The sequence below is a fragment of the Aeromonas sp. 97A genome, from assembly GCF_051919185.1.
GTDB lineage: Bacteria > Pseudomonadota > Gammaproteobacteria > Enterobacterales > Aeromonadaceae > Aeromonas > Aeromonas veronii.
This window is the reverse complement of the sequence record NZ_JBQBFF010000001.1, coordinates 4,131,632-4,145,142: the sequence shown is the minus strand read 5'-3', so window position 1 is coordinate 4,145,142 and position 13,511 is coordinate 4,131,632. Positions and strand designations below refer to the sequence as shown.

The following is a 13,511-nucleotide window of genomic DNA, read 5'->3' as shown; positions in this document are numbered from 1 at the left end:
TTATACCGAAACGGGTGGCTGCAGCCGTGAAAAAAACGGGGCAAGTTTACGATCATGTTAATGAAATGAGAAGTAAAAAGGGCAGGCTCTGGGCCCGCCCTCTCACTTACAGGACCAGTCGACGAATGTCGGACAGCACGCCGTTCATGGTGGTGATGAAGCGAGCCCCATCGGCACCATCGATCACGCGGTGGTCGTAGCTCAGAGCCAACGGCAGCATCAGGCGCGGCGCAAACTCTTTGCCATTCCACTTCGGCTTCATCTCGGACTTGGAGACACCGAGGATGGCCACTTCCGGCGCGTTGACGATCGGGGTAAAGCTGGTACCGCCGATGCCACCCAGGCTGGAGATGGTGAAGCAACCGCCCTGCATGTCGGCAGCGGTCAGCTTGCCGGCACGGGCCTTCTTGGAGATCTCGGCCAGATCGCGAGACAGCTCCATGATGCCCTTCTTGTTAACATCACGAACCACAGGCACAACCAGACCGTTGGGGGTATCCACCGCCACACCGATGTGGATGTACTTCTTCATGATCAGCTTGCTGCCATCTTCGGACAGGGAGCTGCAGAAGCGCGGGTGAGCTTCCAGCGCCTTGGCGGCGGCTTTCAGGATGAACACCAGCGGGGTGATCTTCACGTCAGCCTTCTGCTTCTCGAGCATCACGTTCTGCTCTTTGCGGAACGCTTCCAGCTCGGTGGTATCGGCTTCGTCGAACTGGGTGACATGAGGGATCATGACCCAGTTGCGGTGCAGGTTCGGACCGGAGATCTTCTGGATGCGGGTCAGCTCGACCTCTTCCACATCGCCAAACTTGCTGAAGTCTACCTTCGGCCACGGCAGTACGCCCAGACCGTTGCCACCGGCTACGCCGGCAGAGGCAGGAGCGGACTCGGCACGCTTGATGGCATCCTTCACGTAGGCTTGCACGTCTTCTTTGACGATGCGACCCTTGCGACCGGAGGCTTTCACCTTGGCCAGGTTGACACCGAACTCGCGTGCCAGACGGCGTACCGCCGGAGAGGCGTGTACATAAGCGTCATTGGCAACGAAATCAGTCGCAGCGGCAGCAGCCTGGGCAACCGGAGCCGGAGCAGCGGCAACAGGGGCTGCAGCGACCGGGGCGGCAGCTTGAGCAACCGGCGCGGCGGCAGGAGCTGCGCCAGCCACTTCGAATACCATGATCAGGGAGCCGGTGGAGACCTTGTCACCCGCCTTCACCTTGATCTCTTTGACCACACCGGCGAACGGCGCAGGCACTTCCATGGAAGCCTTGTCACCTTCCACGGCGATCAGGGACTGGTCGGCTTCAACCTTGTCACCCACAGCAACCATGATCTCGGTGACTTCCACTTCGTCGCCACCGATATCCGGTACGTTGACCTCTTTGGCAGCAGCGGCAACCGGGGCAGCAGCAACGGGCGCGGCAGCTTGAGCCGGAGCAGCAACGGCAGCAGGCGCAGCGCCCGCCACTTCAAATACCATCACCAGAGAGCCGGTAGAGACCTTGGCGCCAGCGGCCACCTTGATCTCGACTACGCGGCCTGCGAACGGTGCCGGTACTTCCATGGAGGCCTTGTCACCTTCCACGGCAATGATGGACTGGTCAGCTTCAACCATGTCGCCCACGGCAACCATGATCTCGGTGACTTCAACTTCGTCACCACCGATGTCCGGTACGTTGACATCTTTGCGAGCGGCAGCGACCGGTGCGGCAGCCGGAGCAGCAGCAACCGGTGCAGCCACTTCAGCAGGGGCGGCAGCGCCTTCGGCTTCGAAGATCATGATCTGGGAACCGGTGGCAACCTTGTCGCCCACCTTGATCAGGATCTCTTTAACGATACCGGCAGACGGGGCCGGTACTTCCATGGAGGCCTTGTCGCCTTCTACCGCGATGATGGACTGGTCCAGCTCGACCTTGTCACCCACGGCCACCATGATCTCGGTGACTTCAACTTCATCGGCGCCGATATCCGGCACCATAATCTGTTTGGACATTGTGCTTTATCCTCTTGCGTCGATCCGCGCGACTGGCTGATGCCGCCACGCACATCTCGCGTTAACCGTTTTAAATCCTGGCAGGGTCGCGCCCTATGACGGCGCGACCCTTGATCCACTTACGCGTACAGCGGGTTGACCTTGTCGGCATCGATGCCGTACTTGGCGATGGCGTCGGCCACAACCTGCTTGTCTACCTCGCCGCGCTTGGCCAGTTCGGTCAGAGCAGCAACCACCACGTAGAACTCGTTCACTTCGAAGTGACGACGCAGGTTGGCACGGCTGTCGGAACGGCCGTAACCGTCGGTACCCAGCACGCGGTAGTTCTCGGTCGGAACGAAGGCGCGAACCTGATCGGCGAAGGACTTCATGTAGTCAGTCGCAGCGATGGTGGCTTCGGAACCCAGTACCTGAGCGATGTACGGTACGCGAGCTTCGGCAGTCGGGTGCAGCATGTTCCAGCGATCCGCGTCCTGGCCGTCACGAGCCAGCTCGTTGAAGGAGGTGACGCTGAACACATCGGAACCGATGCCGTACTCGCTGGCCAGGATCTGGGCAGCCTTGCGCACGTGACCCAGGATGGAACCACAACCCAGCAGCTGAACTTTCGCCTTGGCACCGGCTACGGATTCCAGCTTGTAGATACCCTTGCGGATGCCTTCCTCGGCGCCTTCCGGCATGGCCGGCATGGCGTAGTTCTCGTTCAGGGTGGTGATGTAGTAGAACACGTTCTCCGGGTTCTCACCGTACATGCGGCGCAGGCCGTCCTGTACGATCACCGCCACTTCATAGGCGTAGGACGGATCGTAGGAGATGCAGTTCGGGATGGTGTTCGCCAGGATGTGGCTGTGGCCATCTTCGTGCTGCAGACCTTCGCCGTTCAGGGTAGTACGACCGGAGGTCGCACCCAGCAGGAAGCCACGGGCTTGCTGGTCACCGGCTGCCCACGCCATGTCGCCGATCCGCTGGAAGCCGAACATGGAGTAGTAGATGTAGAACGGGATCATCGGGCAATCGTTGGTGCTGTAAGAGGTCGCAGCAGCCAGCCAGGAGGACATGGCGCCCAGCTCGTTGATACCGTCTTGCAGAACCTGACCCTGCTTGTCTTCCTTGTAGTAGGAGACGATGTCGCGGTCTTGCGGGGTGTACTGCTGACCGTGCGGGCTGTAGATACCGATCTGGCGGAACAGACCTTCCATACCGAAGGTACGGGCTTCGTCAGCGAGGATCGGAACAATGCGCTTGCCGATGGACTTGTCTTTCAGCATCACGTTCAGGGAACGCACGAACGCCATGGTGGTGGAGATTTCGCGCGCCTGCTCACCCAGCAGCGGGCCGAAGGCATCCAGCGCCGGGATTTCCAGCTTGGTGGTGCTTTCACGCAGACGGGTCGGCACATAGCCTTTCAGGGCAGTGCGACGGTCGTGCAGGTATTTGTGCTCGGCAGAACCGGCTTCGATCTTCAGGTAAGGCAGATCGGCCAGCTGCTCGTCGGCTACCGGCAGGTTGAAGCGGTCACGCAGGTGACGCACGGAGTCCAGCTCCATCTTCTTGACCTGGTGAGCGATGTTCTTGCCTTCGGCCGCTTCACCCATGCCGTAACCCTTGATGGTCTTGGCCAGAATAACGGTCGGCTTGCCCTTGGTCTGGGTCGCCTTGTTGAATGCGGCGAACAATTTGCGAGGATCGTGACCACCGCGGTTCAGAGCGAAGATCTCCTCGTCGGTCATGTCTTTGACCAGCGCGGCAGTTTCCGGATAACGGTTGAAGAAGTGCTCGCGGATGTAGCCACCGTCGCGGGACTTCATGGTCTGGTAGTCACCGTCTACGGTCTCGTTCATCAGCTGGATCAGCTTGCCTGAAGTGTCTTTCTTCAGCAGCTCATCCCACTTGCGACCCCAGATAACCTTGGTGACATCCCAACCGGCGCCGGCGAACAGGCCTTCCAGCTCGTTGATGACCTTGCCGTTACCGACAACCGGACCATCCAGGCGCTGCAGGTTGCAGTTAACCACAAACACCAGGTTGTCGAGCTTTTCACGCACGGCAACAGTCAGGGCGCCCTTGGCTTCCGGCTCGTCCATCTCGCCGTCACCCAGGAAGGCGTAAACGGTCTGCTCGGAGCAATCCTTGATGCCACGGTCGGTCAGGTACTTCAGGAAGCGAGCCTGATAGATGGCGGCGATGGGGCCCAGACCCATGGAGACGGTCGGGAACTGCCAGAAGTCCGGCATCAGTTTCGGGTGCGGATAGGAAGGGATACCCTTGCCGTCCACTTCCTGACGGAAGTTGTCCAGCTGCTCTTCGGTCAGACGACCTTCAGCAAACGCACGGGCGTAGATGCCCGGGGAGATGTGACCCTGGAAGTAAACCAGATCGCCACCATCCTTCTCGTTGCGAGCACGGAAGAAGTGGTTGAAGCAGACATCATAGATGGTCGCAGAAGAAGCGAAGGAAGACATGTGACCACCCAGGTCCAGGTCTTTCTTGGACGCGCGCAGCACGATCATCATGGCGTTCCAGCGGATGATGGCGCGAATGCGGCGTTCCATCTCCAGGTCACCCGGGTAGTCCGGCTCGTCGCTGGACGGGATGGTGTTGATGTAATCGCGATTTGCCTTGGCAGCCACGTCCACACCGCTTACGCGGGCTTTCTCGGCCAACTGTTCAAGGATGAACTGAGCGCGTTGCGGACCCTCTTCACGCAGCAGGGATTCCAGAGAGGCAAGCCACTCCAGCGTTTCTATCGGGTCCACATCGTTCTTCAGGATATCAGACATGGCTGGTTCCTATGTTGTTGTGATTGCACGGCATTGCACGGCGAAGGGCGCAAGCATTCGACAATAAAGCCTTGTGGGATTAGTTTTCCTGCTGACGGATCCGACGCATGGATCGCTGGATCCGGCTGTCTTCCCTCTGCATATCCAACAAGGTGTCCTCGATAAAGGCCAGATGCTCATGACAAGCTGTTCTGGCCCGCTCCGGAGCCCCCGAAAGAATAGCCTCGATCAGATTCACGCGATGGCGACGTATCTTGGCTACCACTCCCGGGCGGCGATTCAAAATCTCGTTATTCTGCAGAATGTTCTGTTCGAGCATGGGGCTCATGGCCCGCAGCAGGTGCAGCAGCACCACGTTGTGGGACGCCTCGGCCACCGCCAGATAGAACTGGGTCACGGCTACCGATTCGGCCACCAGCGAGCCCAGCTGGCCCGCCTCTTCGATGGTGGTTTGCACCTGACGAATGCGCTCGAAATCAGACCCGGTTCCCCGCAAGGCCGCGTAGTAGGCACAGATGCCTTCCAGCGCGTGGCGAAACTCCAGCAGGTCATACTGTGCTTCCGGGTGGGTACTGAGCAGTTCGAACAGAGGATCGGCGATCCCCTTGCTCAGGGCATTCTGCACATAAGTGCCGCCGCCCTGACGGCGATAAAGCAATCCGCGCGCTTCCAGTCGCTGGATGGCTTCGCGCAAGGAGGGGCGCGATACCTGAAACTGGATGGCGAGTTCCCGCTCAGGAGGCAATTTCTGCCCCGGCTGCAGGCTGCCTTCCAGAATCATCTGTTCCAGCTCGGCGACAATGGAGTCGGCCAACTTGGGTTGCGTAATCTTGCGATAGGGCATGAGGCTACTTTGTTAAATTGGTATTACCAATTTTATGGATGGGGCGAAAATTAGCAGAGGCCTTTTGAAAAGTCCACTCAAAAGATGATCTGAGTCAAGAATCAGCCCCACCACTTAAGGGGTAAAGCAGGGGAAACATGATTTAGCTCATAGAAAATGGTCTGACCAATATTCTTGACCACGCTCACAAATAACATTTGCGCAACCAGAGACAAAAATGGCCTGCCAGATAGGCAAGCCATTGATTTTAAAATCCAAACTAAATTTGAATATTTACTTTAGCTGTTTAGTAGTTGCCGGTAGTAATCCCACTGGAAACTGGCTCCGGGATCCGTCTTGCGCCCTGGCGCGATATCGCAATGGCCGACAATTTTTTCGTGGGTGATGGCCGGATAGCGCTCCGAAATGGCTCGAGTGAGCCCTACCAATGCCCGGTATTGAGCCTCGGTGTAGGGGATTTCGTCAGTCCCTTCCAGCTCGATGCCGATGGAGAAGTCATTGCATGCCACCCTCCCCTGCCAGCTCGAGACACCTGCATGCCAGGCGCGTGCGCCGAACGGCACATACTGCACCAACTCGCCATCACGGCGGATCAGGCAGTGTGCCGAGACCCTCAGCTGATGGATACCGGCAAAATAGGGGTGAGCCTCGGGGTCGAGCTGCCCCATAAAGAGATCGTCGATAAAGGGGCCGCCAAACTCCCCCGGCGGCAGGCTGATGCCATGCACCACCAGCAGGGAGATATCATCCGGCACGGCCCGTTCGTTGTGATGGGGAGAAGGCACCCGGCGCGCCTGCTGGCACCAGCCAGCGGCATCGATAGAGAAACAAGGTTGCGAAGCGAGTTGAGTCATCGGCTACTCGAGTTGGCTGATAAATGGCGAGAAAACGAAGATACCTGATAGGCAACCCGGCACCAACTCACTGAATCAACGGGAAATGGTATGTTAGGCTGAGTCATCTTCCGCTCGATATGGATGGGGTATGCAGCACACGGCACGCTGGATGTGGTTACTGGCCTGGCTCTCTTTGATGGGCCTGCTGACCCTCTATTTTCACTCCCGCAACCAACCCAGCGTAACCGCCAGCGGCGAGTTGTTGCTGCGGGCCGACCAGAGCGGCCACTATCGTCTGGAGGGTGCCATCAACGGCCAGCCGGTGCAACTGCTGCTCGATACCGGCGCCACCCGTATCACCATCCCGCAGCAGGTTGCCGAGCGGCTCGGCCTGACCGCTCATGGCAGCAGCCAGGTCAATACTGCCGCGGGGCAGATCCGGGTCGGCAACGGCACCATCGAAACGCTGGCGATGGGGCCATTGACCTTGTACGATCTGGCCATCTTTATCAATCCGGCGGCAGACGGTGACGAAGTGCTGGTTGGCATGAACGCCCTCGGTCGGCTGGAGCTGGTTCAAAAGGAGCGGCAACTGCTGCTCAGACCCTTGCAGGAATAAGGCATGTTTCAACAGGATGTCAGCCGCGCCGTGCGCGCCGCACTACTCGAAGATCTGGGCGATGCCCTCACCGCGCTGGACCAACCGGACGCCAGCGCCGATATCACCGCACAACTGATCCCGGCCGACCGGATGGCCAGCGCCCGGGTCATCACCCGTGAAGCCGGAGTATTCTGCGGCCAGCCTTGGGTGGATGAAGTCTTCCTGCAACTGAAGGCCCAGCTCGGTGGCGAAGTGAAGGTGGAGTGGAAGGTGCAGGATGGGGAAGTGCTCTCCCCCAATCAGGAGCTGTTCCGCCTCCATGGCCCTGCCCGCCTGCTGCTGACTGGCGAGCGCAATGCGCTGAACTTTGTCCAGACCCTCTCCGGCGTCGCCACCCTCACCGCCCGCTATGTGGCGGAGCTGGAGGGCACTGACTGCCGCCTGCTCGACACCCGCAAGACCATCCCTGGGCTGCGCACCGCCCAGAAGTACGCGGTCACCTGTGGCGGCGGCAAGAATCACCGCATCGGCCTCTACGACGCCTATCTCATCAAAGAGAACCATATCCTTGCCTGCGGCGGCATTGCCGAGGCGATTAATGAGGCTCGCCATCTCAATCCGGGCAAACCGGTAGAGGTGGAAGTGGAATCACTGGCAGAGCTGGAACAGGCACTGGCGGCAAAGGCCGATATCGTGATGCTCGACAACTTCGACGTGACCATGATGCGGGAAGCAGTCGCCATCAATCGGGGCCGCGCCAAGCTGGAAGTCTCCGGCAATGTCACCCTCGATACTCTGGCCGAGTTTGCTGCCACCGGTGTCGATTTTATCTCGGTCGGGGCGCTCACCAAGCATGTGCGGGCGCTCGATCTCTCCATGCGCTTTATCCAGCAGTGAGATTCACCCCGCAGGCCTGAGCAAATACTCGACCTAACCGGATAAACAACTTGCAAAAGGCGCCATGGGCGCCTTTTCTTTATGCAGGATCCCTCAGCAAAGGAGTGTAATGACGGACCCGCTTTCACCCGTAACAAAGAGTCATAGGAAGCCACTTATTTTATGACTCGCATCAAGTTTTTGGTAAATGACATGAAAGTAGTTAACAAAGGCAGCAATCTCTGTTGCCACCCCTGACAGCTCGGATAAGATACTGACGTGCGGATGATTTTCCACCGACACTTCCCAGGAACCAAGGATAAAAGGATATTTTCCATGAAGAGCGAAATGAAGAAACAATCGGGTTTTACCCTTATTGAACTGATGATCGTGGTCGCAATCGTGGCCATTCTGGCGGCGGTAGCACTGCCTGCGTATCAAACATATACAAAGCGGGCTAAATTTGCTGAAGTTGTCTCAGCTGTAGGCCCAGCAAAAACCGCAGTTGAAGTTTGTATCCAAGGCTCTTCAGCAACTGTGGATGCGAACTTAATGGCAACATGCTCCACCGCTGGTGACTCAGCAGTCAGCGGCGCATTCAACACGGCGATAGTCGCAACTGTTGATGCGGCCGCCAGTGGCGCTACTGGTGTTGTGATTACAGCTACTGGGGCCACTGCTCCTTTTGGCGCAACAAACAACGCGTTTACATTAACCGGTACAGCCAATACTACCACTCGCCAAGTAACCTGGGTTAAGGGTGGAACATGTGAAGCAGGCGGTCTCTGTTAACGCATGACCTCTAGTCCTAATAGCGGCCTGGCGTTAAGCCTGGCCGCCTCTTCACTGATCAGTGAAGAGGACTCCCAGCGCTATCTGAGCCAGGCCAAGGCCCAGCGCAAACCCTTTGTGACATTTCTGATAGAGAACGAGATCCTCGACAGCAAGGCGCTCGCCGATTTTTGCGAGCTGGAGTATGGGGTACCTCTGCTGGATCTTGCCGCCTTCGATTTGGCCGAGATCCCGCAGAAGTACCTCAATCAGAAGCTGATTGAGAAACACCACGTCCTGCCCATCTACACCCAGGGCCACACCCTCTATATCGCCATGTCGGATCCGACCAATGTCTCGGCGTTGGAGGACTTTGGCTTCAGCTTCGGTCTTCATACGGAAGCCCTGCTGGTGGAGGAGAACAAGCTCACCGCCGCCATCGGCAAGCTGCTGGAGAGCGAAAATGACGCCCTCGGCATGGAGGATATCGACGAGTCCGAAATTTCGGATCTCGAGGTCTCCGACGAAAACAGCCGGCTGGACGAGAGCGTCAATACCGCCGATGACGATGCTCCCATCGTCAAGTACATCAACAAGATCCTGATGGACGCCATCAAGCGCGGTGCCTCCGACCTGCACTTCGAGCCCTATGAGTTCAAGTATCGGGTCCGCTTTCGCATCGACGGCATTCTGCATGAAATCGCTACGCCGCCGGTCAACCTCTCCAACCGTTTCTCCGCCCGCCTCAAGGTCATGGCGCGGCTCGATATTGCCGAGCGGCGGCTGCCACAGGATGGCCGCATCAAGCTGAAGCTGTCGCGCAACAAGTCGATGGATATGCGGGTTAATACCCTGCCCACCATGTGGGGCGAGAAGATCGTTATCCGTCTGCTCGACTCCTCGGCGGCACGCCTCAATATCGAGCAACTCGGCTTTGATGACCGACAGAAGGCGCAGTACCTGCGCGCCCTCTCGAAACCACAGGGGATGATCCTGGTGACCGGCCCCACCGGCTCGGGCAAAACAGTCTCGCTCTATACCGGCCTCAATATTCTCAACACCACCGAGGTAAATATCTCTACCGCCGAAGATCCGGTGGAGATCAACCTGCCCGGCGTCAACCAGGTGCAGGTCAACCCCAAGGCGGGGCTCACCTTCGCCAGCGCCCTGCGCTCCTTCTTGCGACAAGATCCGGATGTGGTGATGGTGGGGGAAATTCGCGATCTCGAAACCGCCGAGATCGCCATCAAGGCGGCCCAGACCGGCCACCTGGTGCTCTCCACCCTGCATACCAACTCCGCCGCCGAGACCCTGACCCGGATGATGAACATGGGGGTGCCCGCCTTCAACATCGCCTCCTCGGTGACCCTGATCATGGCCCAGCGGTTGGCCCGTAAACTGTGCGACCACTGCAAGGCGCCGGAAGTGGTGCCGGAAGCCGAACTGCTGGAGCTGGGCTTTACGCCGCAGCAGCTGGCAGCCGGGCTGCGACTGTTCAAACCGGTCGGTTGCAAGGAGTGTTCCGGCGGCTACAAGGGGCGGGTCGGCATCTACGAAATCATGCTGATGTCGGAGAACATCGCCAAATTGATCATGCAGGGGGCCAACTCCCTGCAAATCGCAGCTATCGCGCAGAAAGAGGGGATGCGTACCTTACGTACCTCGGGACTGGAGAAGGCCCGGCTCGGGGTCACCAGTCTGGCTGAGGTCAACAGGGTCACCACCAACTGATCCGTATGACGGAACGACCCGACGGTTTGGCTGGCAGAGCGAATTCGTCGTTCACGAACACGGAATAGATGACAACCCGAACGACAGAATAATCAGGTATTAAAGTGACCGGGCTGGCGCCAAGAAGGTACCACCCACCCTATCAGTACCCCGCAGGCATCAAGCCAGTCGGGCACCTTGACCAAGTTGGTGACGTGCAGAGTCCGACTCTGACAACTAACCCCATTGCAGGATGCAAAGATGGCAACCCTAACGAAAAAGAACAATGCCCCCAAGAAAGTCTTCGCCTTCCGCTGGCACGGGGTTAATCGCAAGGGGCAGAAGGTCTCCGGCGAGCTGCAGGCCGACAGCATCAACACCGTCAAGACAGAACTGCGCAAGCAGGGAGTCAACGTCACCAAGGTAGCCAAGAAATCCCAGGGGCTCTTCTCCAAGGGCGGCGCCAAGATCAAACCAATGGATATCGCCATCGTCTCACGCCAGATCACCACCATGCTCTCCGCCGGTGTACCGCTGGTGCAGAGCCTGCAGATTATCGCCCGCAGCCACGAGAAAGCCTCGATGCGCGAGCTGATGGGGCAGATTGCCGCCGATGTGGAGACCGGTACCCCCATGTCGGAGGCGCTGCGCCGCCATCCTCTCTATTTCGATGATCTCTACTGCGATCTGGTGGAAGCCGGTGAGCAATCCGGTGCACTGGAGACCATCTACGACCGTATCGCCACTTACCGGGAAAAGTCGGAAGCGCTCAAGTCGAAGATCAAGAAGGCGATGTTCTACCCCACCATGGTCATTCTGGTCGCCATCGTGGTCACCTCCATCCTGCTGCTGTTCGTCATTCCGCAGTTCGAGGATATCTTCAAGAGCTTCGGTGCCGAGCTGCCGGTGTTCACCCAGTTTGTTATCGGCATCTCCCGCTTTATGCAGAACTGGTGGTATGTCTTCTTTGGTGGCACCGCCCTTGGCATCTTCCTCTATGTGCGGGCCTGGCGGGCCTCCCAGAAGGTGAAAGACAATACCGACAAGTTCGTCCTCACCATTCCGGTGGTCGGAATGATCCTGCACAAGGCGGCGATGGCTCGCTTTGCACGCACCCTGTCGACCACCTTCTCCGCCGGTATCCCGCTGGTGGATGCGCTGATTTCGGCGGCAGGGGCCTCCGGCAACTATGTCTATCGCACCGCGGTCATGGCCATTCGCAACGAGGTGGTGGCGGGCATGCAGATCAACGTGGCGATGCGCACCGTCGATCTCTTCCCTGACATGGTGATCCAGATGGTGATGATCGGTGAGGAGTCCGGTGCCATCGATGATATGCTCTCCAAGGTCGCCACCATCTTCGAACAGGAGGTGGATGATCTGGTCGATGGCCTCACCAGCCTGCTGGAACCCCTCATCATGGTGGTGCTCGGGGTGCTGGTCGGCGGTATGGTTATTGCCATGTACCTGCCCATCTTCAAGCTTGGCGAAGTGGTAGGCTGATTCATCAGGGCATGGCACCACAACCATGCCCTCCCCCTCATCCAATAACTGACGGTTGGTTATGACACTTCTTCTCGAGCTGGCTCACGGCTTGCCCTGGCTCTACTTCTCGCTGGTTTTTCTTTTCTCCCTGATGATCGGCAGCTTCCTTAACGTAGTGATCCACCGCTTGCCCATCATGCTGGAGCGGGAGTGGCAGACCGAGTATCACAGCTACTTCGCCCCCGATGAGGAGGCCATCGCGCCAGAGCGCTACAACCTGATGGTCCCCCGCTCCGCATGCCCTCACTGTGGCCACGCCATCACTGCGCTGGAGAACATCCCGCTGTTGAGCTGGCTCTGGCTCAAAGGGCGTTGCCGCGACTGTCAGGCCCCCATCTCGGCCCGCTATCCGCTGGTAGAGCTGCTGACCGCCCTGCTATCGGTGGCCGTAGCCATGGTCATAACGCCGGGCTGGGGTACGTTGGCCGCCCTGTTGCTGACCTGGGTGCTGGTCGCCCTCACCTTTATCGATCTCGACAAGATGTTGCTGCCCGACCAGCTCACCCTGCCACTACTGTGGGGCGGGCTGCTGTTCAATCTGGCAGGTGGCTTCGTCCCCTTGGCTGATGCAGTGATCGGCGCCATGGCGGGCTATCTGGTGCTCTGGAGCCTCTACTGGGCTTTCAAACTGCTCACCGGCAAAGAAGGAATGGGTTATGGCGACTTCAAGCTGCTGGCGGCGCTGGGCGCCTGGCTCGGTTGGCAGGCGCTGCCCATAATTCTGCTGCTCTCATCTCTGGTCGGCGCCGTGATCGGCATCAGCCTGATCGCCTTGCACAAACACCATCAGGGCAAGCCTATCCCCTTCGGCCCCTACCTCGCCATCGCGGGCTGGATCGCCCTGCTGTGGGGCGATACCATCACCCGCTGGTATCTCTCTACCCTGCTTTGAGCAAGAGGCCCCCCATGTATGTAGTTGCTATCACAGGTGGTATCGGCAGCGGCAAGACCACTATCGCCAATCAGTTTGCCGCGCTGGGTATCGAGGTGGTGGATGCCGATGTGATCGCCCGCGAAGTGGTCGAGCCGGGCACCCCGGCCCTTGCCGCCATCGCCGACCATTTTGGCCCTGATGTGATTGAACCTAGCGGTCAACTCGACCGTCGCGCCCTGCGTGAGCGGGTCTTCAGCGACCCGCAGGCCAAGGAGTGGCTCAATGCCCTGCTTCACCCGCTTATTCGCAGCGAAATGCAGCGCCAATGTGCCGCAGCCAGTTCACCTTACTGCCTGCTGGTGGTGCCGCTGCTGGTGGAGAACAAACTCACCGGCCTCGCCAATCGGGTGCTGGTGATCGATGTGGATGAAGCGACCCAGATTGAGCGCACCTGCCGCCGGGATGGGGTATCGGCCGAGCAGGCCCGTGCCATCATCGCGGCCCAAGCGAGTCGGGTGGAACGCCTCGCTGCGGCGGATGATGTCATCGAAAACCACAATGGCAGTGAAATGGCGATTAAAACGCGGATTTTGGCGCTGCACGAGACATATCTGGCAATTGCCTCTCAACAAGGCCGCCAAGTGTGAGTACACTAGGCCGGTTTATGGCTGGCCAGGA

11 protein-coding genes are annotated in these 13,511 nt (G+C 58.8%); 7 read left to right on the top strand and 4 right to left on the bottom strand.

Going from position 1 to position 13,511, the window contains the following annotated elements; genetic code table 11:
- Positions 1–106: 106 nt before the first annotated feature.
- From aceF to ampD, 4 genes are all read right to left on the bottom strand, one after another.
- Complete coding sequence (gene aceF / locus ACTG27_RS19005; protein WP_439980184.1) at positions 107–1,996, bottom strand: pyruvate dehydrogenase complex dihydrolipoyllysine-residue acetyltransferase; 1,890 nt, start codon at positions 1,994–1,996, stop codon at positions 107–109.
- A 119-nt stretch (positions 1,997–2,115) separates the two neighbouring features.
- Positions 2,116–4,776 (bottom strand): pyruvate dehydrogenase (acetyl-transferring), homodimeric type, encoded by a 2,661-nt coding sequence (gene aceE / locus ACTG27_RS19000; RefSeq protein ID WP_005355086.1) that lies wholly within the window; start codon positions 4,774–4,776, stop codon positions 2,116–2,118.
- A gap of 79 nt (positions 4,777–4,855) precedes the next feature.
- Positions 4,856–5,620: a pyruvate dehydrogenase complex transcriptional repressor PdhR gene (pdhR, locus tag ACTG27_RS18995; protein ID WP_439980183.1), complete on the bottom strand. Its 765-nt coding sequence runs from the start codon at positions 5,618–5,620 to the stop codon at positions 4,856–4,858.
- Between the two features lie 278 nt (positions 5,621–5,898).
- Positions 5,899–6,474, bottom strand: coding sequence for a 1,6-anhydro-N-acetylmuramyl-L-alanine amidase AmpD (gene ampD / locus ACTG27_RS18990; protein ID WP_439980182.1), 576 nt, complete (start codon positions 6,472–6,474; stop codon positions 5,899–5,901).
- Positions 6,475–6,604: 130 nt separating this feature from the next.
- Here ampD and ACTG27_RS18985 point away from each other — a divergent pair, with 130 nt between their 5' ends.
- The 7 genes from ACTG27_RS18985 to coaE all read left to right on the top strand — a co-directional run bounded on the left by ACTG27_RS18985 (position 6,605) and on the right by coaE (position 13,480).
- Entirely contained in the window at positions 6,605–7,075 is a 471-nt protein-coding gene (locus ACTG27_RS18985) for a retropepsin-like aspartic protease family protein (protein ID WP_040068932.1), read from the top strand.
- 3 nt (positions 7,076–7,078) lie between these two features.
- Positions 7,079–7,954, top strand: coding sequence for a carboxylating nicotinate-nucleotide diphosphorylase (gene nadC / locus ACTG27_RS18980; RefSeq protein ID WP_439980181.1), 876 nt, complete (start codon positions 7,079–7,081; stop codon positions 7,952–7,954).
- A 315-nt stretch (positions 7,955–8,269) separates the two neighbouring features.
- A complete protein-coding gene (locus tag ACTG27_RS18975) occupies positions 8,270–8,725 on the top strand; it encodes a pilin (protein WP_368171061.1) in 456 nt (151 codons plus the stop codon).
- A gap of 3 nt (positions 8,726–8,728) precedes the next feature.
- The gene (tapB, locus tag ACTG27_RS18970; RefSeq protein ID WP_005336134.1) at positions 8,729–10,435 is read left to right on the top strand and encodes a PilB family type IVa pilus assembly ATPase TapB; all 1,707 of its coding nucleotides are present in this window, start codon (positions 8,729–8,731) and stop codon (positions 10,433–10,435) included.
- Between the two features lie 240 nt (positions 10,436–10,675).
- Complete coding sequence (locus ACTG27_RS18965; RefSeq protein WP_005355091.1) at positions 10,676–11,917, top strand: type II secretion system F family protein; 1,242 nt, start codon at positions 10,676–10,678, stop codon at positions 11,915–11,917.
- A gap of 61 nt (positions 11,918–11,978) precedes the next feature.
- On the top strand, positions 11,979–12,851 hold the full coding sequence (locus ACTG27_RS18960; protein ID WP_439980180.1) for a prepilin peptidase: 873 nt from the start codon (positions 11,979–11,981) through the stop codon (positions 12,849–12,851).
- Between the two features lie 14 nt (positions 12,852–12,865).
- Positions 12,866–13,480 (top strand): dephospho-CoA kinase, encoded by a 615-nt coding sequence (gene coaE, locus ACTG27_RS18955; RefSeq protein WP_439980179.1) that lies wholly within the window; start codon positions 12,866–12,868, stop codon positions 13,478–13,480.
- Positions 13,481–13,511 lie beyond the last annotated feature (31 nt).

Excerpts from the sequence above, each read along its gene's own strand:
- ACTG27_RS18960 (WP_439980180.1), top strand. The coding sequence starts at position 11,979 with ATGACACTTCTTCTCGAGCTGGCTCACGGCTTGCCCTGGCTCTACTTC.
- ampD (WP_439980182.1), bottom strand. The coding sequence starts at position 6,474 with ATGACTCAACTCGCTTCGCAACCTTGTTTCTCTATCGATGCCGCTGGC.
- ACTG27_RS18975 (WP_368171061.1), top strand. The coding sequence starts at position 8,270 with ATGAAGAGCGAAATGAAGAAACAATCGGGTTTTACCCTTATTGAACTG.
- coaE (WP_439980179.1), top strand. The coding sequence starts at position 12,866 with ATGTATGTAGTTGCTATCACAGGTGGTATCGGCAGCGGCAAGACCACT.
- nadC (WP_439980181.1), top strand. The coding sequence starts at position 7,079 with ATGTTTCAACAGGATGTCAGCCGCGCCGTGCGCGCCGCACTACTCGAA.
- pdhR (WP_439980183.1), bottom strand. The coding sequence starts at position 5,620 with ATGCCCTATCGCAAGATTACGCAACCCAAGTTGGCCGACTCCATTGTC.
- aceF (WP_439980184.1), bottom strand. The coding sequence starts at position 1,996 with ATGTCCAAACAGATTATGGTGCCGGATATCGGCGCCGATGAAGTTGAA.
- tapB (WP_005336134.1), top strand. The coding sequence starts at position 8,729 with ATGACCTCTAGTCCTAATAGCGGCCTGGCGTTAAGCCTGGCCGCCTCT.
- ACTG27_RS18985 (WP_040068932.1), top strand. The coding sequence starts at position 6,605 with ATGCAGCACACGGCACGCTGGATGTGGTTACTGGCCTGGCTCTCTTTG.
- aceE (WP_005355086.1), bottom strand. The coding sequence starts at position 4,776 with ATGTCTGATATCCTGAAGAACGATGTGGACCCGATAGAAACGCTGGAG.
- ACTG27_RS18965 (WP_005355091.1), top strand. The coding sequence starts at position 10,676 with ATGGCAACCCTAACGAAAAAGAACAATGCCCCCAAGAAAGTCTTCGCC.